Origin of the sequence: Streptomyces sp. NPDC091972 (assembly GCF_044756385.1) — a bacterium.
Classification (GTDB): domain Bacteria; phylum Actinomycetota; class Actinomycetes; order Streptomycetales; family Streptomycetaceae; genus Streptomyces.
Genome location: NZ_JBIVSV010000008.1, coordinates 241,205 through 263,993, shown reverse-complemented (window position 1 = coordinate 263,993; position 22,789 = coordinate 241,205). Strand labels below are relative to the sequence as shown.

The window sequence follows — 22,789 nt, the reverse complement described above, 5'->3', positions numbered from 1 at the left end:
GACGCCGGCCGCAGCGCCACTACACTGGCGCACAACATACGCGTCAGGCCCACAGCGTCGTGCGTCTTCCACGCGGCCAGTACCCTCCACCGCCTGCGGCCGTCGGGACGGCCGTCCGCAATGGACTTGTGAGGACTCACGTGAGCTCGAAACCCGTCGTACTCATCGCTGAAGAGCTGTCGCCCGCGACTGTGGACGCGCTTGGCCCGGACTTCGAGATCCGGCACTGCAACGGAGCGGACCGAGCCGAACTGCTCCCGGCCATCGCCGACGTCGACGCCATCCTGATCCGCTCCGCCACCAAGGTGGACGCCGAGGCCATCGCCGCCGCGCACAAGCTGAAGGTCGTCGCACGAGCCGGCGTCGGCCTGGACAACGTCGACGTCTCCGCCGCCACCAAGGCCGGCGTGATGGTCGTCAACGCCCCCACCTCGAACATCGTGACCGCCGCCGAACTGGCCTGCGGTCTGCTCGTCGCCACCGCCCGCCACATCCCGCAGGCCAACGCCGCGCTGAAGAACGGCGAGTGGAAGCGGAGCAAGTACACGGGCGTGGAGCTGGCCGAGAAGACCCTCGGTGTCGTCGGCCTCGGCCGCATCGGCGCGCTGGTCGCGCAGCGCATGTCCGGGTTCGGCATGAAGGTCGTCGCCTACGACCCCTACATCCAGCCCGCCCGCGCCGCCCAGATGGGCGTCAAGGTGCTGTCGCTCGACGAGCTGCTCGAGGTCTCCGACTTCATCACCGTCCACCTGCCCAAGACCCCCGAGACCGTCGGCCTCATCGGCGACGAGGCGCTGCGCAAGGTCAAGCCGAGCGTGCGGATCGTCAACGCGGCGCGTGGCGGCATCGTCGACGAGGAGGCGCTGTACTCCGCCCTCAAGGAGGGCCGGGTCGCCGGTGCCGGTCTCGACGTGTACGCGAAGGAGCCCTGCACGGACTCCCCGCTGTTCGAGTTCGACCAGGTCGTCGCCACCCCGCACCTCGGTGCCTCCACCGACGAGGCCCAGGAGAAGGCCGGTATCGCCGTCGCCCGCTCGGTGCGCCTGGCCCTCGCCGGTGAGCTCGTGCCCGACGCGGTCAACGTCCAGGGCGGTGTCATCGCCGAGGACGTCAAGCCGGGCCTCCCGCTCGCCCAGCGCCTCGGCCGCATCTTCACCGCGCTCGCCGGTGAGGTCGCGGTCCGCCTCGACGTCGAGGTGTACGGCGAGATCACCCAGCACGACGTGAAGGTGCTGGAGCTCTCCGCGCTCAAGGGCGTCTTCGAGGACGTCGTCGACGAGACGGTGTCGTACGTCAACGCCCCGCTGTTCGCGCAGGAGCGCGGTGTCGAGGTGCGGCTGACGACCAGCTCCGAGTCGGCCGACCACCGCAACGTCGTCACCGTGCGCGGCACGCTCGGCAGCGGCGAGGAGGTGTCGGTCTCCGGCACGCTGGCCGGTCCCAAGCACCTCCAGAAGATCGTCGCCGTCGGCGAGTACGACGTGGACCTGGCGCTCGCCGACCACATGGTCGTCCTCCGGTACGAGGACCGTCCCGGTGTCGTCGGCACGGTCGGCCGGATCCTCGGTGAGGCCGGGATCAACATCGCCGGTATGCAGGTCTCGCGTGCGATCGCCGGTGGCGAGGCGCTGGCGGTTCTCACGGTGGACGACACCGTGCCGGCGGGTGTGCTGACCGAGGTCGCCGAGGAGATCGGGGCCACCTCGGCTCGTGCGGTGAACCTGGTCTGAGGTTGCCGTGGGTTCTGGGGGCTGCTGCCCCCAGGCCCCCGCTTCGGCCCTGAAGGGGCCTCGTCCTCACACGCCGGACGGGCTGAGGGAACTCGGCTCGTCCGGCGTCTTGCTGTGCACCGGCATCCGCCGCAGCGTCACCGCAGCCAAGCCCGCCGCCCCCACCAGCAGGACCGCCCCCGCGATCGCCGCTCCCTGCATCCCGTGGGTGAACGCCTCCCGGGCCGCCGCGGCCAGGCCCGGTACCCGGTCCGCGACCGTCAGCGCCCCGCCCAGCGTCTCGCGGGCCGGGTCCGGGGCCGAGGACGGGATGTCGTGGCGGTAGATCGCCGTACCGATGGAGCCGAGGACCGCCATCCCGAGGGCGCCGCCGAACTCCGCGGCGGTCTCCATCAGGGAGGACGCCGAGCCCGCCCGCTCCACGGGTGCGCTGCTCAGGGCGAGATCCGTGATCACGGAGATGACCACGACGACCCCGCAGGCCAGGACCCCGCACGCGGTCAGGACCAGCCAGAGGGAGTCCGTGCCCGCGAGGGACAGCAGCGCGTAGCCCGCCGCGCCGATCGCGAAGCCCGCGGTGACGACGTGGGCACGGGCGACGCCCTTCTGGACGAGGGCGGTCGCCGTCGGGGCGGCCGCGCCGATCGGCACGGAGGGCAGCAGCGCCCACAGGGCCGCCTCCAGCGCGCTCTTGCCGAGCACCGACTGGAGGTACTGCGTGGTGAAGAACGCCGAGCCCATCATGGCGAACGAGGAGATCAGGTTGAGCACCACGGACGGGGCGAAGCCGCGGCCGCGGAACAGCGCCGGGTCGATCATCGGTGAGGCCGCGGTGCGCTGACGGCGGACGAAGAGGGCCGCGAAGAGCAGCCCGAGGGCGATCGGGACGGCGTACCGGACGGCGAGGCCCTCGGAGGCGATCTCCTTGAGGCCGTAGACGACGGGCAGGACGGCGGCCATCGACAGCGGGACGCTCGGCCGGTCGAAGCGGCCGGGTGCGGGGTCCTTCGACTCGGGGAGCAGGAGCGGGCCGAGGACCAGCAGCAGGGCCATCGCGGGCAGGTTGACCAGGAAGATCGAGCCCCACCAGAAGTACTCGACCAGCACCCCGCTCATCACCGAGCCGAGCGCGATGCCGGCCGTCATGACCCCGGACCACATGCCGATCGCCTTCGCGCGCTGCCCCGGGTCGGTGAACATCGTGCGGATCAGCGCCATCGTCGACGGCATCAGGGTCGCGCCGCCGATGCCGAGCACCGCGCGGGCCGCGATCAGCATCTCGGCGCTGTGCGCGTAGGCCGCCGCGAGGGAGGCCGCGCCGAAGGCGACCGCGCCGATCAGCAGCAGTCTGCGGCGGCCGATGCGGTCGCCCAGGGAGCCCATGGTCATCAGCAGGCCGGCCAGGACGAAGGCGTAGATGTCGAAGATCCACAGCTGCTGGGTGCCGCTCGGTTCCAGGTCCGCGCTGATCGCCGGGATCGCGAAGTACAGGACGGAGACGTCCATCGAGACCAGGAGCAGCGGAAGCATCAGGACGCCGAGGGCGGTCCATTCGCGGCGGCCGGCCAGGACACCGGCGGGAGTCGGGTTCGTCATGCCGGTGACTGTACGGGCGTATTAAACGCTTGTCTATGACGCTTGTATAAATCGCTTGTCTAGATAGGGTGGGTGCATGGGACATCGCGAGGATCTGCTCGAAGGCGCCAAGCGCTGCCTGCTGGAGAAGGGGTTCCTGCGGACGACCGCACGGGACATCGTCAAGGAGTCGGGGACCAACCTGGCGTCCATCGGCTACCACTACGGGTCGAAGGACGCGCTGCTGGGACAGGCGTACATCGCGCTGGTGGAGGACCTCTCCTTCGAGGGCGGCACCGGGTTCACCACCCCGCCCGGCTCGCTGGAGCGCTTCCGGGAGGTGTGGGCGAACATCGTCGACACCATGCGGGAGCCCGGCTCGATGTGGCGGCTCAGCCTGGAGGTCATGGGCATGGGCGACCAACTGCCCGAGGTGCGCGACCAGTTGGCCCGAGCCCAGCGCGAGGGCGGGCGCGGTCTGGTCTCCATGCTGATGGGCGTGCCGGAGGAGGAGGTCACGGACGAGACCGCCGACACCCTGGGCCGGTTCTATCTGGCGCTGATGACCGGCCTGATCGGCCAGTGGTCCTTCGACCCGAAGAGCGCGCCCGACGCCGACACCCTCACCGAGGGCCTGCGCCAGGTCATCGAGGCCGCCACGCGCGCGTGATCCGCCCCTCGCGCATCTCCAGCACCCGGTCCGCGAAATGCCGTACGACCGCCCGGTCGTGGCAGATGAACAGGTACCCGAGGCCCAGTTCGTCCTGGAGGTCGGCGAGGAGGTTGAGGATGCCGGCCCGGACGGAGGGGTCCAGCGCCGACACCGGCTCGTCGAGGACCAGCAGCCGCGGCTCGCACGCCAACGCCCGCGCTATGCCCACGCGTTGGCACTGGCCGCCGGAGAGTTCGTGCGGGCGCCGGTCGCCGTACGACGGGTCCAGTCCGACCCGGTCGAGGAGTTCGGCGACCTCGGCGGCCGTGGGCCTTCGCCCCTGGAGCCGCAGCGGTTCCGCGACCGCGTCCCGGATGCGGTGCCGCGGGCTGAGGGAGCCGTACGGGTCCTGGAAGACCGGCTGCATACGGGAGCGCAGGGAGCGCAGTCCCCGCTCGGAGAGGGTGGTCAACTCCCGTCCCTCGAAGCGCACTTCGCCGCTTTCCGGGCGGCGCAACTGGAGGACGGCGTGGGCGGTGGACGACTTTCCGCACCCGCTCGGGCCGTCGAGGGCGAGGGTCTCGCCCGGCGCCAGGGTGAAGGACACATGATCCACCGCGGTGACCGCGCCGTGGCGGACGACCAGGTCGCGGACGTCGAGAAGGGGTGCGCTCACGTCTCCTCCCCGTGGTGGCAGGCGACCAGCCGGTCGTCCGTCCGCCGCGGTTCCGGCTCCCGGTGGTGGCACACGTCCGTCGCCAGCGGGCAGCGCGGGACGAAGGCGCAGCCCGGCGGGAGGGCGTCCGGGGCCGGGGGCGAGCCGGGGAGGGCGACGAGCCGGCGCCCCCGCGCGTTCTCCGGAAGGGACGCGAGCAGGCCCGAGGTGTAGGGGGCCCGGGGGCGCGCGAGGACCTCGCGCGCCGGGCCCGACTCCACCGCCCGGCCGGCGTACATCACCAGCACACGGTGCGCGTGCCGCCGTACCGCGTCCATGTCGTGGGTGACCAGCACCAGTGCCGTACCCCGCGACTCCCGCTGCTCGGCGAGGAGTCGGAGCACCAGTTCGCGGTGGTCGGTGTCGAGGGCGGTGGTGGGTTCGTCGGCGACCAGGATGTCCGGCTCGTTGATGGTGGCCATGGCGACGACCGCGCGCTGGCGCATGCCGCCGGAGAACTCGTGCGGATGGGCGCGGGCCCGGCGGGCCGCGTCGGCGATGCCCACCCGGTCCAGCGCGGCCACCGCGAGGGCGTGTGCCTCACGGCGGCTCACGCGGCGCACCGACCGTGCGGCGGCGGCGAGTTGGGCGCCGACCGGGTGGACGGGGGACAGCGCCGACAGGGCGTCCTGCGGGACCAGGGCGATGCGGCGGCCCCGGGCGCCCGACAGGTCGGGTGCGACCGTACCCGTCGTGGCGGCCTCCCGCGGCAGCATGCCCAGCAGCGCCCGTGCCGTCAGGCTCTTGCCCGCGCCCGACTCGCCCACCAGGGCGAACACCTCGCGCGCCCGGATGTCGAAGGACACCCCGCGCACCGCCTCGACCCCGGCGAAGGCGATCCGCAGCCCGCGTACCGACAGCAGCACCTCAGACTCCAACTCCAGCCTCCTGTCGTGCACTTCGCGGGCTCCGGCCCTGGGCGTACGACGCCCCCGACACCGCGAGCCCGGCCAGCAGGGCGAGGGCCACGGCCGGGGCGAGGGCGGCCCACGGGGCGCGTTCGACGTAGGCCCGGGACTCGTCGAGGAGCAGCCCCCATTCGGGGGCGGGCGGCTGGGCGCCCAGGCCGAGGAAGCCCAGGGAGGCGAGGGCCAGGGCGATCCCGGGCAGGCGCAGGAGGGCGTGCCGGGCCACCGGGGCGGCCACCGAGGGCAGGACGTGCCGGGTCAGGATCCACGACGGCGGTGCCCCGAGGGCGCGTTGGGCGGTGAGGAAGGCGGACGCCCGTACCTCCTGCACGAGTGCCGCCGCGTGGGCGGACAGCGCCGGCCAGGAGATGAGGGCGACCGCGAGGGCCGCACCGCCGGTACCGGGGCCGGCCGCGGCGGCGACCAGGATGCCGACGATCACCGGCGGCAGGGCGTTGGCGATGTCCGCCGCACCCGCCGCGACACCGGGAAGGAACCCCAGCGCGAGAGCCGTCACCAGGCCGAACAGGCAGATCGCGGCGGCCGTGCCCACCGTCGAGGCGGCGCCGTGGCCGAGCCGGGCGAGCACGTCACGGCCGAGCGCGTCGGTGCCCAGCGGGTGCGCCCAGGAAGGGGCGGCGAGGCGGACGGCCGTGTCCACCGTGTACGGATCGCGCAGCAGGCCCCAGCCGACGGCCACGGCGAGGACGGCCGACAGGGCGGCCGGGACGGCCGGACGGACCCGGACCGGGCGGGGCGGGGGCAGGCTGAGACCCGCGTCGCGCAGGGCCGGGCCCAGCAGCCGGCGCCGGGTGAGCGCCGCCACCGCACCCGCGACCAGGCCGAGGAGCAGCAGGGCCAGCACCGAGCCCTGGAGCAGTGGCAGGTCCTGGGAGCGGGCCGCGCCGAGGGCCGTGCGCCCGATGCCGGGCACCGCGAACACCAGCTCGACGGCCACCGCGCCGCCCGCCAGACCGACCGCGACCATGCCGAACTGCGGTACCAGCGGCGGCAGTACGCGTCTGAGGGCGGCGCCCGAGACCCTCGTACGGCTCACTCCCGCACCCCGCCACAGCTCCACCCAGCGCTCGTCGAGCACGGCGGGCAGCGCGTCCGCGACCAGCCGCCCCAGCAGCCCGCCCGCGGGCACGCCGAGCGCGACAGCGGGCAGCACCAGGTGGGCGGGCCCCGCCCAGCCGGACGTCGGCAGCCATCCCAGCCACACCCCGAACACCAGCAGGGCGACCGTGGCCAGCAGGAACTCGGGCACGGCGGCGAGCATCGCGGCGACGGCACCGGCCGAGCCGCGCCCCCGCACGAGCACCGGCGCCACCAGCGCGGCGGCCAGCAGCACCGCCACGCCGAGGGCCGCGCCCATCAGGGCCAGGGACACCTGGAGCCCGGCGAGGACGGAGGGCAGGACGGCGTGGCCCGACACCCAGGAGGTGCCGAGGTCGCCGTGCAGCAGGCCGGCGGCCCAACTCCCCAGCAGATGAAGGGGACCCGCGCCCAGACCGAGGTCCTCGCGGATCGCGGTGAGAGCCTCCTCGGTGGCCTCCTGCTCGGCCGACCGGGCGCGCAGCACGGTCAGTGCCGGGTCCCGGTGGGAGAGCCAGGGCAGCAGGCCCACGGCGGCGACGACCACGAGGAGACCGAGGAGCCGGGTCGACCCGGCGGGCGTCGGCCTCACCTGACGTAGGTGTCGGCCGTGACCAGTCGCCGCTCGCGCGGGTCGCGCGCGGCGCCCGCGACACCGGCGGCGTCGCCCTGGATCACCCGCTCGTGGAGCAGCGGGACGGCCGCGTCCCGGGTGAGCACGGCGGCCTCGGCCGCGATGACCGCCGCGCGGCGGGCTTCCCCGACGGGGGCGTCGGCGGCCTTCCTCAGGGCCGCGTCGGCCGCCTCGTCGGAGAAGCGCGAGAGGTTGAAGGTGCCGTCGGAGGCGAAGTCGCTGTAGAGGTAGGCGGCCGGGTCGCCGGAGTCGAGGACGGTGGCCCGCGAGAGGACGAACGCGTCGAACTCGCCCGCGAGGGCGTCGGATTCGATGTTCGCGTACTCGCGGACGTCGAGCCTCACCCTGAACCCGGCCTTCTGGAGCTGCTGTTGCAGCGCGGCCGCGACCTCGGGCATCTCGGCGCGGTCGGTGTAGGTGCCGATGGTGACCGTCGCGCCCCGCGGGCTGCCCGCCTCGGTGCGCCGGACCGGCGAGCGCAGGTCGGCGGCCCAGGGCAGGGCGGGTCCGAGCAGCCCCTCGGCGGCATCGGCCCGTCCCTCGTACACGCCCTCGACCAGGGCACCGGCGTCGATCGCCTCGCGGGCGGCGGCGCGCAGCGAGGGGTCCGCGAAGGCGCCCTTGCCGGTGTTCAGGTACAGCGTGTTGGTGCGCGGCATGGGGACCTCGGTGATCAGGTCCTGGTCGAGGACGGCGGCCTGCGAGACCGGGATCGCCTCGACGATGTCGGCCTCGCCGCTGCGCAGGGCGGCCGCGCGGGCGGTGCCGTCGGGCACGAACCGCACGTCGATGCCGGGGGACTTGGCCTTGGCGCCCCAGTAGCCGTCGTAGCGGTCGAGGGTGGCGGAGGAGGTGCCGTTCACCTTCGTCAGCTCGAAGGGTCCGGTGCCGGCTCCGACCGGGTTCACGGTCCTGCCGGTGTACGCGCGCGCGGCGAGGATGGACAGCTGCGGGGAGCTGAGCCGCTGCGGGACCAGGGGGTCCTCGTGGGCGGTGGTGACGCTGACGGTGTCGGCGTCCACGGCCTTCGCCGTCAGTGTGACGCCGTCCAGGATGCGGGGCTTGGGGGCGGCGCCGGCGGCTCTGGTGAGGGAGCGCACGACCGCCCGGGCGTCGAGCCGGGTGCCGTCGTGGAAGGTGACGCCGTCGCGTATCTCGAAGGTCCAGGTCCGGCCCGACTGCCGCCACCGGGTGGCCAGGGCGGGCCGCGCGTCGCCGTTCGCGTCGAGCTCGACCAGGGTTTCCGCCGTCGACCAGCGCGACAGTTTGAACGCGTCGTCGGAGAGCGGGGAGAGGCCGGAGCGCGGGGGCTGCATCATCGCGACGCGCACACGCTTGCCGGTGCCGTCACCCCCGGCGGAGGCGCCCGAGAAGCAGCCGGTGAGCAGCAGGGTGGACGCCAGGGCGACGGGGAGCAGATGGCGGACGGGCAGGCGCACGGGACCCTCCGGGTAAAGGGGTGGTCAAGACGGTGAGGTGCGCCGACCGTAGCATGATGACAATCATTTTCAATAATCGTGTTCAGGTGCTGATCGCGCGCCGGACGGCGGACGTGGTTGTCCGGGGCGATGCGGCGGGACGGAGCGACCCGACTAGAGCCGCGCCGCCTTGAGCGCCATGTGCAGCAGCAGTCTGTCCTCGCCGTCGTCCAGGTCCAGGCCGGTGAGCTGTTCGACGCGGGAGAGGCGGTAGTAGAGGGTCTGCCGGTGGATGCCCAGTTCGGCGGCGGTGCGGCCGGCCTGGCCCGCGCAGTCGAGGTAGACCTCGGCGGTCCGGGCGAGCTCGCGGTGAGCGGGGGAGAGGAGGGGGCGTACGGCGGGGTCGTGGGCCGGGTCCGGGGGCAGCGCGGTCAGCAGACGGTACGGGCCGATGCCGGACCACTCCGCGACCGGCCCGAACCCCGGTTCCGCGAGCGCCGCCCGGGCCGCCGCCGAGGCCTCCTGCCAGGCCGTGGCCAGCTCGGCGAGGCCCACGCGGGCGGCGGCGACACCCGCGGCGGCACCGGCGGGCGCGGCACCCGGGGCCGGTCCGCTGCCGCCGCCCTTGTTCCCGGTCGGTGCGGACCGGCCGGCGTCGGTCACGCCGGGCCTGGGCGGTCCCGGCTCACCACCATCGCGACCGCCCCGCCCTTGACCGCCCTCGCGTCCCGCCTCCGCGGCCCGTGCCCGTTCCAGCAGCCGTCCCGCCGCCGAGGTCGCCGGTGTCAGGGTGTCCGTCGCGCGCAGGCGCACCAGCACGGCGAGGGACTGGGCCGAGGTGCCCCACGGCACCGTGCACAGGGCCGTCGCGTGCGGGACCGTACGCGCCGAGGGGGCGTCGTCCGGATCGGCGGACGGCCACGGGGCGACGCACACCACGGCGTACGGGCCGTCGGCGCGGGAGCCCAGCTCCGTGCGCAGGGCCGCCACCGCCATGTCGGCCTGCCAGCCGCGCTCGGCGGTCAGCACCGCCCGCAGCTCCCGGCTCAGGTCGGCCCCGTGCTGCGCCTCGTCCGCGAGCAGCGCGCCGATCCGGGCCGTCACCCGCATGGCCGCGTCCAGTTGCCGGTCGGTCGGACCGGGATCGGAGTCCAGGAGCCAGACGTAGCCGAGCACGACCCCCCGATGGCGTACGGGAAGGCAGATCCGCCCCCGGTACACCCCCGCCTCCGGGGTCGGCGGGATGCGTACCGGGGCGCTCGCCCGCGTGATGCCGAAGCCCTCGAACCACGTCCGGACCGCGGCCGTGGAGCGCCGGGTCAGGATCGAGCGGGTGCGGACGGGGTCCAGCGCCGACGGATCGAGGTCGCCCTCGCTGTCGTACACCCCGAAGGCGATCAGCTCGAAGTCACGGTTCTCCAGGGTCGCCGGCGCGCCCAGGAGCTCGGAGATCTCGTCGACCAGCTCCTGGTAGTCACCCTTGTAGTCCCCTGTCACCCGGGCATTCTCGCGCAAAAACACCACGCTTCATACATCTGTCTGAGATCTGCGGCACGGATGCGTGACAGGTGTCGATGGCCCACGATCGGAGGGATCCTTAGGTTTCACGGTGGTTCTATCTGCTGGTCTGTGGAGGTGCCCCGTGCTGGGTCCCGTGATTCTTGCCGCGTCGCGCAGCGACCGGATGCGACGTCTGATCTCGGCGGCCCCGGTGACCAAGCAGGTCGTCGACCGCTTCATCCCGGGTGAGAGCGTCGACGACGTGGTGCCGATCATCGAGGAGCTCACCGGCCGCGGCCTGGAGCTGACGATGGACGTCGTCGGCGAGGACATCACCACGCCCGAGCAGGCCGGCGCCGCCCGGGACGCCTACCTGGAGCTGATCGACCGGCTGCGCGACCTCGGTCTCGGCGAGCGGGTGGAGATGTCCGTCAAGCTGTCCATGTTCGGCCAGGCGCTCCACGGAGGCCACGAACTTGCGCTCGCCAACGTCCGGCCCGTCGTGGAGGCCGCCGCCGCCATCGGTACGACCGTCACCCTGGACGCCGAGGACCACACCACCCTCGACTCGATGTTCGCCATCCACGAGGAACTGCGGAAGGACTTCCCGCAGACCGGCTGTGTGATCCAGGCCTACCTCTTCCGCACCGAGGCCGACGCCCGCCGACTGGCCGAGGCCGGCAGCCGGGTGCGGCTGGTGAAGGGCGCGTACAAGGAGCCCGCCGAGGTCGCCTACCAGCAGAAGCACGAGATCGACAAGGCGTACGTCCGCGTCCTGCGCATCCTCATGGAGGGCGAGGGATACCCGATGGTCGGCTCCCACGACCCGCGCCTGATCTCCATCGCGCAGGAACTCGCCCGCCAGGCGGGCCGCAAGCCTGACGAGTACGAGTTCCAGATGCTCTACGGCATCCGCGGCGACGAACACCTGCGCCTGGCCGCCGAGGGCCACCGCATGCGCGTCTACACCGCCTACGGCACCGACTGGTACGGCTACTTCATGCGCCGCCTGGCGGAGAAGCCGGCGAACCTGCGTTTCTTCGTCCGCAGCATGATCAGCAAGGGCTGAGCCCGAACACCCGCTCAAGTTCAAGGAGTTACGGATCCCATGGACGCTGTGACCCAGGTCCCCACCCCCGTCAACGAGCCGGTGCACGGCTACGCCCCCGGTTCGCCCGAGCGGGCCCGGCTGGAGGCGAAGCTCAAGGAGCTGGCCGACAACCCGGTCGACCTGCCGATGACCATCGGCGGCGAGAAGCGCATGGGCGGCGGCGAGCCCTTCCAGGTCGTGCAGCCGCACAACCACAAGGCCGTCCTCGGCACCCTCCGCAACGCCACCCAGCAGGACGCCCGGGACGCCATCGACGCGGCCCTCGCCGCCGCGCCCGCCTGGCGCGCGATGTCCTTCGACGACCGTGCCGCGATCATCCTGCGCGCCGCCGAGCTGCTCTCCGGCCCCTGGCGCGAGACGCTCGCCGCCTCCACCATGCTCGGCCAGTCCAAGACCGCCCAGCAGGCCGAGATCGACACGCCCTGCGAGCTCGTCGACTTCTGGCGCTTCAACGTCAAGTACGCGCGTGACCTGCTCGCCGAGCAGCCCCCGGCGAACGCCCCCGGCGTCTGGAACCGCCTCGACCACCGCCCGCTGGAGGGCTTCGTCTACGCGATCACGCCGTTCAACTTCACGGCCATCGCGGGCAACCTGCCCACCGCGCCCGCGCTCATGGGCAACGTGGTCGTGTGGAAGCCGTCCCCGACGCAGACCCACGCCGCCGTGCTCCTCATGCAGCTCCTGGAGGAGGCGGGCCTGCCCAAGGGCGTCATCAACCTCGTCACCGGCGACGGCATCGCCGTGTCCGAGGTCGCCCTGGAGCACCGGGACCTCGCGGGCATCCACTTCACCGGTTCGACGAAGACCTTCCAGCACCTGTGGAAGACGGTCGGCGCCAACATCGAGAAGTACCGCACCTACCCCCGCCTGGTCGGCGAGACCGGCGGCAAGGACTTCGTGGTCGCCCACCCCTCGGCCGACCGCGCGATCCTCAAGACCGCCCTGACCCGCGGTGCCTTCGAGTACCAGGGCCAGAAGTGCTCGGCGACCTCCCGGGCCTACATCCCGGCGTCGATCTGGAACAGCGGCTTCCGCGAGGAGTTCGCGGCCGAGGTCGACGGCATCCGCATGGGTGACGTCACCGACCTGTCCAACTTCATCGGGGCGGTCATCGACGAGCGGGCCTTCGCCAAGAGCAAGGCGGCGATCGACCGCGCGAAGTCCGACCCCACCTGCACGATCGTCGCGGGCGGCACCTACGACGACTCGGTCGGCTGGTTCGTCCGCCCGACCGTCGTCGAGTGCACGGACCCGGAGAACGAGGTCTTCACCACCGAGTACTTCGGCCCCATCCTCGCGGTGCACGTCTACGAGGACGAGAAGTACGAGGAGATGCTGACCCAGATGGAGTCGGCGTCCGACTACGCGCTCACCGGCTCGGTGATCGCGTCCGACCGCGCGGCGGCGGCGTACACGATGGAGAAGCTGCGCTACGCGGCCGGCAACTTCTACATCAACGACAAGTCGACCGGTGCCGTCGTCGGCCAGCAGCCCTTCGGCGGCGGCCGCGCCTCCGGCACCAACGACAAGGCCGGCGCCCCCCAGAACCTCCAGCGCTGGACCCTGACCCGCGCCATCAAGGAGACCCTGGTCCCGCCGACCGACTACGGCTACCCGCACATGGGCTGACACCGCGTCAGCCGACGCGAAGGGGCCGGGCTGTCGCCCGGCCCCTTCGCGCGCACAATGCGGACATGTCGTGATCACCGAGGACGGCGTACGCCTGTGGGCCGAGCGTTCCGGGGCGGGGGAGCCGCTGGTCCTGTGCCACGGCGGGCCGGGACTGTGGGACATGTTCGAGGACCTGGCCGCGCTGCTCGACGACCGTGCCACCGTGATCCGTTGGGACCAGCGCGGCTGCGGCCGCTCGGAGCGGTGCGCCGGACCGTGGACGACGGACCGGTTCGCGGCCGACCTGGACGCCGTACGGCACCACTTCGGCCTGGACGGCATGACACCGCTCGGTCACTCCTGGGGTGCGCAACTGGCGCTGAGCCACACCCCCTCATCCACCCGGAGCGGGTGAGCACGCTGGTCCACGTCAGCGGGACGGGCATCGGACCGGTTTCGGACTGGCACGCCCGCGAGTGCCGCGGGCGGTTCTGTCGGACGCCGGGCACATGCCGTGGCTGGAGGCGCCGGAGGCCTTCCGGGGAGCCGTGTACGGGGCGCTCGCCCAGCCGGGCTTCACCGGCACCACCGCCTCTCGTCTCCGTGGCGGTGGCCCACCGGTCAGGAGGCCGCCCGTACCAGCGTCTTCCCGATGTTCCCGCCGCGCAGCATCAGCAGGAACGCCTCCACGATCCGGTCGAAGCCGTCCACCACCGTCTCGTCCGGGGTGAGGGTGCCGTCGAGCAGGCGGGGCACGGCGAACTCGTACAACTCCTGCTGCACATCGGTGTGGTCCCGGACCAGGAAGCCCTCCAGGCGCAGGCTCTTCTCCACCACGTCCGCGTGGTCGAACACGACGGGCGGGGCGACCGGGGTGTTGTACTGCGCGACCGTGCCGACGCGTACCACCCGTCCGCGGTCCCGCAGCGCGCTGATCGCCGCGGCCAGGTGCTCGCCGCCGACGTTGTCCACGAAGACGTCGACGCCGTCGGGGGCGGCGTTCGTCAGGAGGCCGACGACGGGACCCTCGTGATAGTCGAACGCCGCGTCGTAACCGACCCGTTCGGTCAGATGGCGGACCTTCGCCGGCGAGCCCGCGCTGCCGATCAGCCGGCCCGCTCCCAGCAGGCGCGCGAAACGGGCCGTCGCCGTGCCGACCCCGCCGGCCGCCGCCGAGACGAACACGTCGTCGCCCGCACGGAGCCGGGCGATCCGGGTGAGGGCGACGTACGCCGTGAGGCCCGTGCCGCCCAGCACGCTCAAGTGGGCGGAGAGCGGCACGCCTTCGTACCGGGGGAGGCGTCTGGACTCGGTCGCGGTGACCAGCGAGTGGGTGCGCCAGCCCTTGCGGTGGAAGACCAACTCGCCCTCCGGCAGCGACGGTTCGCGTGAGGCCACGACCCGGCCGAGGGCGCGGCCCTCCAGCGGGGCGTGCAACGCGAAGTCGCCGTCCATCATCTCGCGGTGGTAGGGGTCGACGGACCAGTACAGGTTCTCGACCAGGGCCGTACCCGGGGCGGGTTCCGGGATCGGCGACGCCACGAAACGGAAGTGCTCGGGGGTCGGGAAGCCGGTCGGGCGGGCGGTCTGGTGCACGGTGAGCGCGGTCATGACCGGGACCGTAGGCAGGAATGCGGGCGGGCGGTCAGGGGGTTGGGCTCATGGAACGGGCGGACACCTGAGCCGTCCTCATAGCAGCAGGTGGGGGACGTGGTGAGCGCTGCCGTCGATCTTGCGCCGCAGGAGTTGCGGACCCTCGTGGCGGTCGCCGAGGAGGGCGGGTTCTCGGCGGCCGCGCCCCGGCTCGGCACCACCCAGTCGGCCGTCTCGCACGCCGTGCGCGGCATCGAACGCAAGCTGGGAGCCGTGCTGTTCGAGCGCGGACGGTACGGCGCCCGCACCACCCCGGCCGGCGCCCGGACCGTGGCCCACGCCCGCCGCGTCCTGCGGATGCTGGAGATCCTGGCCGGGGAGGCCCGCAACGCCCCCGAGGCCGCGGTCGCCGGCCCGCTGCGCATCGCCGCCTTCCGCAGTGCCGCCCTGCATCTGCTGCCACCCGTCCTGGGGCGGCTGTCCGCACGGCACCCGGGGATCGAGGCGACCGTCACCGTCGTACGGGAGATCGGGGCCGGAACCGCCGGTGAGGTCGCCGAAGGGCGGGCCGACCTGGGGATCGCCACCTTCGGGACCGGTGCGAAGACCGCGCCGGACCTCGTCGGGGACGTACTCCTCGAAGAGCCCTACGCGCTGGTGCACCCGGCCGGGCACCCCGATCCGCGGTCGCTGCCCCTGGTCGACTGGCGGGAGAACTGCTCCTCGTACACCCGCGAGTGGTGGGCCGCGCAGGACTGGATCCCCTCGGCGACCGTCCGCGCCGAGGACGACGGGGCCGTGCTGTCGATGGTCGGCAGCGGGCTCGGGATGGCGATCATGCCCGCCCTCTCCCTCACCGCGGCCCCGCCCGGCACCGCGGTCACCGACCTCGGACCACACCGGCCCACCCGCCGCGTCGGGTACGTCACCACTCCCGAGCTCGCCGCCACGGCGGTCGTCCGCGCACTCGTCCGGGAACTCAGAGGATCGGTGAAACCGCAGGTCGACGTGGTGTGATCCACTCCGCCGTCTCAGATAGTAGGAAGTCCGAGTAATTGTGGAGACAGACCGGCCCTCCTCCCTTAGCTTTGTAGGAGCCGAACGTCTCGCTCGATCAAGCGAATGGCGGTCGTGAGCCGGGCCCCGCGCAGGCAACCCCTGCGGCCCGTCGCTCCCCGCCCCTCCGGCGTCTCGTTGTCCCCCTGCATGGTTCCCCGGAACCGAAGGAGTCGATTTCTCATGGCCGAGACGACCGCCCGCCGTCGAGTCCGTCACACCTCGCGTACGAGCGAGTCCGACCGCAAGAACGCCGCCGCGGCCCTCCAGCGCGCCCTCGACCGCCGTGACAACGGCGGCTCGACCGGGCACTGACCGGTCCCACCCAGCCGGGAGCCGCACCCGTAAGAGGTGCGGCGCGGGCCCGTCAGGCCCCGCGCCGCACCTCGAAGTGGTCGATCCGCTCCCCGTTCTGCGCGAGCGCCGACACCGTCAGCCGCGGCCGGGGCCCGCTCTCCGCCGCCACCGAGAGCAGTGAGAACCCGCGGTAGCGCACCCGCGACCACTCCACGGTCTCCTTCCGCTGCTGCTGCGACCTCGTCCACTGGAACGTCTCGACGGACTCGTGGTCGTGCACGTGTCCCTCGTAGCTCTCCTTCACCCCCGCGGGGAAGCCGTACAGGTCACGGCCGCCCCCGCCGGCCGTGACGTACACGATCCCGTCCCGCGTCGGGTCGGTGGCGCCGCCGACCGGCACCGGCCGGCCCACCTCGCCGCCGCGGATCGCGTCCGTGCGCTCGTACACGTGGTTGTGCCCGTTGATCACCAGGTCCACCTGGTGCTTCTCGAACAGCGGGAGCCACGCGGCGCGCACCCCGCCGTCGGAGGCGTGCGAGGACGTCGAGTACGCGCAGTGGTGGAAGCAGACGACGACGAAGTCGACATCCGCGGCCGCCCGCAGCTCACCCAGCCTCCTGTCCAGCCACTTCGTCTGCTTTCCGTCCGTGTGACCGAAGTTGGCGGGGATCTCGTACGACACGTCGTTCGCGTCCAGGGCGACGACGCCGACGTTGCCGTACGTGAAGGAGTACGCCCCCGGCGCCGAGCGCGGGTCGAAGCCGCTGTCCGGGAGGGACCAGCGGGCGAGCTGGCCGCCGTAGCCGTCGGGGGAGTACCAGGCCTCCATGTCGTGGTTGCCGGTGGTGACCATCCACGGCACGCTCCGCGCGACCTCCTCGTTCTGCTTGAGGAACAGGTCCCAGAAGCCCGGGTCGTAGCCGTCCGACGTCCGGCCCCGGCCGTTGGCGTCGGCGTAGCAGATGTCGCCGGCGTGCAGGTGGAAGGCGGGCTTCTGGCGCAGCAGGAGGTTGTCGTTGGCGGCCGCCGCGGTGCCGACGCCCTGGTCGCCGAAGGCGGTGAAGACGAACCGCTCCGGGCTCGCCGGGGCCGTGCGGAAGCTGGTGACGGTCGCGCGGTGCGCCGCGTCCGCCGGGTCGAAGCCCTCATGGCCGACGCCGTAGTAGTACGTCGTGCCGGGGAGCAGTCCGTCCAGGGCCGCGTGCAGGTAGTACTGGTCGAGAGCGAGGCGTACGCCGGTCTGCCCGGGGGTGTGCAGGTCGCGCAGCTCGGCCTCGATCCGGTGGCCCAGGTCGTCGGGCCTCGTGCCGACACGGACGTACGGCTTGCGTACCGCGAGCGAGACCTGCCACGAGATCCGCATCTGGGTCCTCGGGTCGGCGCCGAAGGCGAGATGGCGGCCGAAGGGCGCTACGGCCGAGCCGTGCACCGAGGTCGCGGGGGAGGGGCCGGCGGTGGACGACGCCCCGGTGGAGCAGCCCGTCAGCAGGCCGCCCGCCAGCGCGCCCGCGGTCACCAGCGTCCGACGGCGGGTCAGCCTCGTCCGCAGGTACTCGTGCTGCTCGGCCATGTTCATGCGGTGCGCGAGCGCGGGCGGAATGCCGAAGTCGGGGAGGTCCATGGCTGTGAAGTTCCCAGTGGACCTCAACGGCCGCCACACCTGAGGGTGAACGTCAGTCGAAGGGCTGACGCCCACGGCACGCGCGATGTCCGTATCGCGGACACGCGGTGTCATCCCATGGGACGAGGAGTAGGGTTCCCGCATGTCTCGCAGCATCAATCTCGCAGTGATTCCCGGTGACGGCATCGGCCAGGAGGTCGTGGCCGAAGGTCTGAAGGTCCTCTCCGCCGTCCTTCCGCAGGATGTGAAGCTGGAGACCAAGGACTTCGACTTCGGCGCCCGGCGCTACCACGCCACCGGTGAGACCCTCACCGACGCCGACCTCGACGCGCTGAAGAAGCACGACGCGATCCTGCTGGGCGCCATCGGCGACCCCTCGGTCCCGTCCGGTGTGCTGGAGCGCGGCTTCCTCCTCAAGCTCCGCTTCGCCTTCGACCACCACGTGAACCTGCGTCCCTCGAAGCTGCTCCCCGGCGTCGACACGCCCCTCAAGGGCGAGCCCGCCATCGACTTCGTGGTCGTCCGCGAGGGCACCGAGGGCCCCTACACCGGCAACGGCGGCACCATCCGCAAGGGCACCGAGCACGAGGTCGCCACCGAGGTCTCCGTGAACACGGCCTTCGGTGTCGAGCGCGTGGTCCGCGACGCCTTCGCCCGCGCCCAGGCCCGCCCCCGCAAGAAGCTCACGCTGGTCCACAAGAACAACGTGCTCACCTTCGCGGGCCACCTGTGGACGAACATCTTCAACAAGGTGGCCGCGGAGTTCCCCGAGGTCACCACCGACTACATCCACGTGGACGCGGCGACCATCTACCTGGTCACCGACCCCGCGCGCTTCGACGTGATCGTCACCGACAACCTCTTCGGCGACATCATCACCGACCTCGCCGCGGCCGTCTCCGGCGGCATCGGCGTCGCCGCCTCCGGGAACATCAACCCGAGCGGCGAGTTCCCGTCCATGTTCGAGCCCGTCCACGGCTCGGCCCCGGACATCGCAGGGCAGGGCAAGGCCGACCCCACCGCCACGGTCCTGTCCGTCGCCCTGCTGCTGCGCCACCTCGGCTACGAGGCCGAGGCCGCCCGCATCGAGGAGGCGGTCTCCGCCGACCTCGCCGAGCGCACCGGCAAGCCCGCCCGCTCCACGTCGGAGATCGGCGACGCGCTGGCCGTACGAGTAGCCGGCTGACCGGGCGGGCCACTCGAAAAGCATTCGAAGCCGCCGGGTCACTCGCACCCGGCGGCTTCCGCATGTCCCCCGCCGGGTGTCACCATCATCCCCTGGGTCGCATTTCACGCCGTTTCTTCCCCGGCTCCCCGCTTGCGATAATCGAACGCGGAGCCGCGGAATGAGGGAATGCTCGGACGTCCTAGCACTGGTCACTGACAGTAAAAGGGCGTGAGCGCGGCCCGTCACTACACAACCGGTGAAGGACAACCACTCATGACGACGCCCACGATCGAGCTCAAGCCCTCCGCCAGCCCGCTCTCCGCCGCCGAGCGCGAGGCGATCCTGGCCAACCCCGGGTTCGGCCGCCACTTCACCGACCACATGGTGACGATCAAGTGGACCGAGGGGCGCGGCTGGCACGACGCGCAGCTCGTCCCCTACGGGCCGATCTCCCTCGACCCCTCCACGCACGTGCTCCACTACGGCCAGGAGATCTTCGAGGGCCTGAAGGCCTACCGCCAGGCCGACGGCTCGGTCGCCGTGTTCCGTCCCGAGGCCAACGCGCGGCGCTTCCGCAACTCCGCCCGCCGGATGGCGATGGCCGAGCTGCCCGAGGAGCTGTTCATCGAGGCCCTGGACGCGCTGATCGGCCAGGACGCCGACTGGGTCCCGCCGCACGGCGGCGAGGAGTCCCTCTACCTGCGCCCGTTCATGTTCGCCACGGAGGCCGCGCTCGGCGTCCACCCGGCCAACGAGTACCTCTTCATGCTGATCGCCTCCCCGTCCGGCGCGTACTTCGCCGGGGGCGTCAAGCCGGTCACCATCTGGGTCTCCGAGGACCACGTCCGCGCGGTCCCCGGCGGCACCGGCGACGCCAAGACCGGCGGCAACTACGCGGCCTCCCTCCTCCCGCAGGCCGAGGCCGCCGCCAACGGCTGCGACCAGGTCGTCTACCTCGACGCGGTGACCCGCACCAAGGTCGAGGAGTCCGGCTCCATGAACATCGCCTTCGTCTACGGCGACCGGATCGTCACGCCGGCGCTGACCGGCTCGATCCTCGAGGGCATCACCCGCGACTCCCTCCTCCAGGTCGCCCGTGACCTCGGCTACACCGCCGAGGAGGGTGTGATCACCCTCGACCAGTGGCGTGCCGACGCCGCCTCCGGCGCCCTCACCGAGGTCTTCGCCTGCGGCACCGCGGCCGTCGTCACGCCGATCGGGCACGTCAAGACGAAGACGGACGCCTGGAGCCACGGCGACGGCACGCCCGGCGAGGTCACCCAGAAGCTGCGCGAGGCGCTCCTCGGCATCCAGCGCGGTGTCCGGGAGGACAAGCACGGCTGGATGCACAAGCTGGGCTGAGCCCCGAGCGACCCCACCACGGCCGGCCCCGGCCTCCGTCACGACGGAGGCCGGGGCCGTTGCCATGTCCGGGGGGCCGTCGGTTAGAGTGGCGCTCTAAAGTTTGAGCGGCGTTCAAAACGAAGGGTTCGAGATGCGGCTGACCCCCACCGAACGCGACCGGCTGCTCCTCTTCGGGGCCGCCGAACTGGCCCGGGCCCGCAGAGCCCGCGGGCTGCGGCTGAACGTCCCGGAGGCGACCGCGCTCATAGCGGACACCGTGTGCGAGGCCGCCCGGGACGGGGCGCGGCTGGCCGAGGCCGTCGAGCGCGCCCGGTCGGTGCTCGGGCCCGACGACGTCCTGCCCGGTGTCGCCGACGTCGTCACCGAGGTGCACGTCGAGGCGGTCTTCGACGACGGTTCGCGGCTCGCGGTCGTCAGCGACCCGATCGGCGGGGGCCTCGGCGAACGGGCGCCCGGCGCGCTGCTGCCGGGACCCGAGCACGCCGAGCCCGGGCCGGTCGTCCGGCTGACGGTCACCAACACCGCCGCCGTGCCCGTCTCCGTCACCTCCCACTTCCACTTCTTCGAGGCCAACCCGCGCCTGGACTTCCCGCGGGCCGAGGCGTACGGCATGCGGCTCGCCGTGCCCGCCGGCTCGTCGGTGCGGTTCGGACCGGGGGAGTCGGCCGAGGTCGGCCTGGTTCCGATCGGCGGGGCTCGGGTGGCCGTCGGCTTCGCGGGCCTGGTCGACGGACCGCTGGACGCGCCCGGTGCGCGCGAGGAGGCGCTGCGGCGGGCTGCGGCGTGCGGCTATCTGGGAGTGGCGGACGGGGAGGGGGCGCGATGAGCCGCGGTTGGGGAGGTGGTGCTGGTGTGGCCGTGGGGGTCGTCGCCGGCGCGGGGGCCGTGCCCGGCGAACGGTCCGGGAGCACTCGACGGGCGGGGTGCCCGATGAGCCGCACCGCACGCGTGGGCGTGGCGCCGATCGCCTCCGCCCGTGGCGAAGCGGCACGCGTCCACGAGGAGGTCGTCCGATGAGCCGCCCCGGAGGTCACCCCGCCGAGGCGCGCCGCCTCACCCCCCACGAGTACGCCGCCACCCACGGCCCCCGCGCCGGCGACCGGGTGCGCCTCGGCGACTCGGGGCTGGTGATCCGGGTCGAGGAGGACGCGCAGCGCTACGGCGACGAGTTCCTCGCCGGGTTCGGCAAGACCGCGCGGGACGGGCTGCACCTCAAGGCCGCCGCCGTGCGGGAGACCTGTGACGTCGTCATCAGCAACGTCGTCGTGATCGACGCCGTGCAGGGCATCCGGAAGGTCTCCATCGGCATCCGCGAGGGGCGGATCTGCTCGATCGGGCGGGCCGGCAACCCCGACACCCTCGACGGGGTCGACGTCGTCGTCGGCACCGGCACCTCCATCGTGTCCGGCGAGGGGCTCATCGCCACCGCGGGAGCGATCGACACCCATGTCCACCTGCTGTCGCCGCGGATCATGGAGGCCTCGCTGGCGTCCGGGGTGACCACGATCATCGGGCAGGAGTTCGGGCCGGTGTGGGGCGTCGGCGTCAACTCGCCCTGGGCGCTCCGTCACGCGTTCAGCGCCTTCGACGCCTGGCCCGTCAACATCGGCTTCCTGGGCCGGGGTTCGTCCTCCCACGAGGCCCCTCTCGTCGAGGCCCTCGCCGAGGGCGGCGCCTGCGGCTTCAAGGTGCACGAGGACATGGGCGCCCACACCCGTGCCCTGGACACCGCGCTGCGTACCGCCGAGGAGCACGACGTCCAAGTCGCCCTGCACAGCGACGGGCTGAACGAGTGCCTGTCCGTCGAGGACACCCTGAAGGTGCTGGAGGGCCGCACCATCCACGCCTTCCACATCGAGGGCTGCGGCGGCGGACACGTACCGAACGTCCTGAAGATGGCCGGCGTCCCGAACGTCATCGGCTCCTCCACCAACCCCACCCTGCCCTTCGGCCGGGACGCCGTCGCCGAGCACTACGGCATGATCGTCTCCGTCCACGACCTCAAGACCGACCTGCCCGGCGACGCCGCCATGGCCCGCGACCGCATCCGCGCCGGGACCATGGGCGCCGAGGACGTGCTGCACGACCTGGGCGCCATCGGCATCACCTCCTCGGACGCGCAGGGCATGGGGCGGGCCGGGGAGACGGTCCGGCGCACCTTCGCGACGGCCGGGAAGATGAAGGCCGAGTTCGGGGCGCCCGAGGAGCACGACAACGAGCGCGTGCTGCGCTACATCGCCAAGCTGACCGTCAACCCGGCCATCGCGCACGGCCTCTCGCACGAGGTCGGCTCGATCGAGGTGGGCAAGCTGGCCGACCTCGTGCTGTGGCGGCCGGAGTACTTCGGCGCCAAGCCGCAGCTCGTCCTGAAGTCCGGGTTCCCGGCCTACGGCGTGGTCGGCGACCCCGGCGCGGCCACCGACACCTGCGAACCCCTCGTCCTCGGACCGCAGTTCGGGGCGCACGGCGCCACCCCCGCCGAGCTCTCCGTCGCCTTCGTCGCCCGGGCCGCCCTCGACCAGGGCAACGACCGGATGCCCACCCGCAGGAGAAGGGTCGCCGTGCACGGCACCCGCGGCATCGGACCGGCCGACCTGCGCCTCAACTCCCGTACCGGAGCAGTGGACGTCGACGGACGCACCGGCCTGGTGACGCTGGACGGGGAGCCGCTCACCTCCGCGCCGGCCGACTCGGTCTCCCTCAACCGCCTGTACTTCCTCTAGGACACCCAGGATTT

19 protein-coding genes are annotated in these 22,789 nt (G+C 72.6%); 11 read left to right on the top strand and 8 right to left on the bottom strand.

Features of this window, described 5'->3' with window-relative positions:
• The first annotated feature begins 140 nt into the window (after positions 1-140).
• Positions 141-1,730 (top strand): phosphoglycerate dehydrogenase, encoded by a 1,590-nt coding sequence (gene serA, locus ACIQJT_RS25005; protein ID WP_402646887.1) that lies wholly within the window; start codon positions 141-143, stop codon positions 1,728-1,730.
• A gap of 66 nt (positions 1,731-1,796) precedes the next feature.
• Here the strand turns inward: serA and ACIQJT_RS25000 are convergent, their stop codons facing one another.
• A complete protein-coding gene (locus ACIQJT_RS25000) occupies positions 1,797-3,326 on the bottom strand; it encodes an MFS transporter (RefSeq protein WP_365460398.1) in 1,530 nt (509 codons plus the stop codon).
• Positions 3,327-3,402: 76 nt separating this feature from the next.
• Between ACIQJT_RS25000 and ACIQJT_RS24995 the strand changes: the two genes are divergently transcribed.
• Positions 3,403-3,975, top strand: coding sequence for a TetR/AcrR family transcriptional regulator (locus ACIQJT_RS24995; protein ID WP_053852847.1), 573 nt, complete (start codon positions 3,403-3,405; stop codon positions 3,973-3,975).
• On the opposite strand, the gene ACIQJT_RS24990 is transcribed toward ACIQJT_RS24995, so the two are convergent.
• The 5 genes from ACIQJT_RS24990 to ACIQJT_RS24970 form a co-directional block, all read right to left on the bottom strand.
• A complete protein-coding gene (locus ACIQJT_RS24990) occupies positions 3,950-4,633 on the bottom strand; it encodes a dipeptide/oligopeptide/nickel ABC transporter ATP-binding protein (RefSeq protein ID WP_365460401.1) in 684 nt (227 codons plus the stop codon). The two genes, ACIQJT_RS24995 and ACIQJT_RS24990, sit on opposite strands and share 26 nt — an antisense overlap.
• The gene (locus ACIQJT_RS24985) at positions 4,630-5,550 is read right to left on the bottom strand and encodes an ABC transporter ATP-binding protein (RefSeq protein WP_365460404.1); all 921 of its coding nucleotides are present in this window, start codon (positions 5,548-5,550) and stop codon (positions 4,630-4,632) included. Before ACIQJT_RS24985 ends, ACIQJT_RS24990 begins: the two co-directional genes overlap by 4 nt.
• Positions 5,540-7,270 carry an ABC transporter permease subunit gene (locus ACIQJT_RS24980; RefSeq protein ID WP_365460407.1) on the bottom strand — a complete coding sequence of 577 codons (1,731 nt, stop codon included), beginning with the start codon at positions 7,268-7,270 and terminating at the stop codon, positions 5,540-5,542. The genes ACIQJT_RS24985 and ACIQJT_RS24980 overlap by 11 nt, the downstream gene beginning before the upstream one ends.
• Positions 7,267-8,751, bottom strand: coding sequence for an ABC transporter substrate-binding protein (locus ACIQJT_RS24975; RefSeq protein WP_402646882.1), 1,485 nt, complete (start codon positions 8,749-8,751; stop codon positions 7,267-7,269). The genes ACIQJT_RS24980 and ACIQJT_RS24975 overlap by 4 nt, the downstream gene beginning before the upstream one ends.
• Positions 8,752-8,904: 153 nt before the next feature.
• The gene (locus ACIQJT_RS24970) at positions 8,905-10,227 is read right to left on the bottom strand and encodes a PucR family transcriptional regulator (protein WP_402646879.1); all 1,323 of its coding nucleotides are present in this window, start codon (positions 10,225-10,227) and stop codon (positions 8,905-8,907) included.
• Between the two features lie 145 nt (positions 10,228-10,372).
• Here ACIQJT_RS24970 and ACIQJT_RS24965 point away from each other — a divergent pair, with 145 nt between their 5' ends.
• The 3 genes from ACIQJT_RS24965 to ACIQJT_RS24955 all read left to right on the top strand — a co-directional run bounded on the left by ACIQJT_RS24965 (position 10,373) and on the right by ACIQJT_RS24955 (position 13,367).
• Positions 10,373-11,299: a proline dehydrogenase family protein gene (locus ACIQJT_RS24965; protein WP_053849349.1), complete on the top strand. Its 927-nt coding sequence runs from the start codon at positions 10,373-10,375 to the stop codon at positions 11,297-11,299.
• Positions 11,300-11,338: 39 nt separating this feature from the next.
• Positions 11,339-12,970 carry an L-glutamate gamma-semialdehyde dehydrogenase gene (pruA, locus tag ACIQJT_RS24960; RefSeq protein ID WP_365460416.1) on the top strand — a complete coding sequence of 544 codons (1,632 nt, stop codon included), beginning with the start codon at positions 11,339-11,341 and terminating at the stop codon, positions 12,968-12,970.
• 70 nt (positions 12,971-13,040) lie between these two features.
• Entirely contained in the window at positions 13,041-13,367 is a 327-nt protein-coding gene (locus tag ACIQJT_RS24955) for an alpha/beta fold hydrolase (RefSeq protein ID WP_402646875.1), read from the top strand.
• Positions 13,368-13,573: 206 nt separating this feature from the next.
• Here the strand turns inward: ACIQJT_RS24955 and ACIQJT_RS24950 are convergent, their stop codons facing one another.
• Entirely contained in the window at positions 13,574-14,563 is a 990-nt protein-coding gene (locus ACIQJT_RS24950; protein ID WP_402646872.1) for an NADP-dependent oxidoreductase, read from the bottom strand.
• A 102-nt stretch (positions 14,564-14,665) separates the two neighbouring features.
• Between ACIQJT_RS24950 and ACIQJT_RS24945 the strand changes: the two genes are divergently transcribed.
• Both ACIQJT_RS24945 and ACIQJT_RS24940 read left to right on the top strand, forming a co-directional pair.
• A complete protein-coding gene (locus tag ACIQJT_RS24945; RefSeq protein WP_402646867.1) occupies positions 14,666-15,562 on the top strand; it encodes a LysR family transcriptional regulator in 897 nt (298 codons plus the stop codon).
• Positions 15,563-15,784: 222 nt separating this feature from the next.
• Positions 15,785-15,916, top strand: coding sequence for a hypothetical protein (locus ACIQJT_RS24940; protein ID WP_020121043.1), 132 nt, complete (start codon positions 15,785-15,787; stop codon positions 15,914-15,916).
• A gap of 52 nt (positions 15,917-15,968) precedes the next feature.
• Here ACIQJT_RS24940 and ACIQJT_RS24935 read toward each other — a convergent pair whose 3' ends face one another.
• Positions 15,969-17,519, bottom strand: coding sequence for a purple acid phosphatase family protein (locus ACIQJT_RS24935; protein ID WP_402646864.1), 1,551 nt, complete (start codon positions 17,517-17,519; stop codon positions 15,969-15,971).
• A gap of 142 nt (positions 17,520-17,661) precedes the next feature.
• On the opposite strand from ACIQJT_RS24935, the gene ACIQJT_RS24930 reads away from it, so the two are divergent.
• From ACIQJT_RS24930 to ACIQJT_RS24915, 4 genes are all read left to right on the top strand, one after another.
• Positions 17,662-18,705, top strand: a complete 1,044-nt coding sequence (locus tag ACIQJT_RS24930; protein ID WP_284437626.1) for a 3-isopropylmalate dehydrogenase — start codon at positions 17,662-17,664, stop codon at positions 18,703-18,705.
• Between the two features lie 255 nt (positions 18,706-18,960).
• A complete protein-coding gene (locus tag ACIQJT_RS24925) occupies positions 18,961-20,049 on the top strand; it encodes a branched-chain amino acid aminotransferase (protein WP_365460431.1) in 1,089 nt (362 codons plus the stop codon).
• Between the two features lie 133 nt (positions 20,050-20,182).
• Complete coding sequence (ureA, locus tag ACIQJT_RS24920) at positions 20,183-20,878, top strand: urease subunit gamma (protein ID WP_365460434.1); 696 nt, start codon at positions 20,183-20,185, stop codon at positions 20,876-20,878.
• 187 nt (positions 20,879-21,065) lie between these two features.
• Positions 21,066-22,775 carry an urease subunit alpha gene (locus tag ACIQJT_RS24915; RefSeq protein ID WP_402646858.1) on the top strand — a complete coding sequence of 570 codons (1,710 nt, stop codon included), beginning with the start codon at positions 21,066-21,068 and terminating at the stop codon, positions 22,773-22,775.
• Positions 22,776-22,789: the final 14 nt, after the last annotated feature.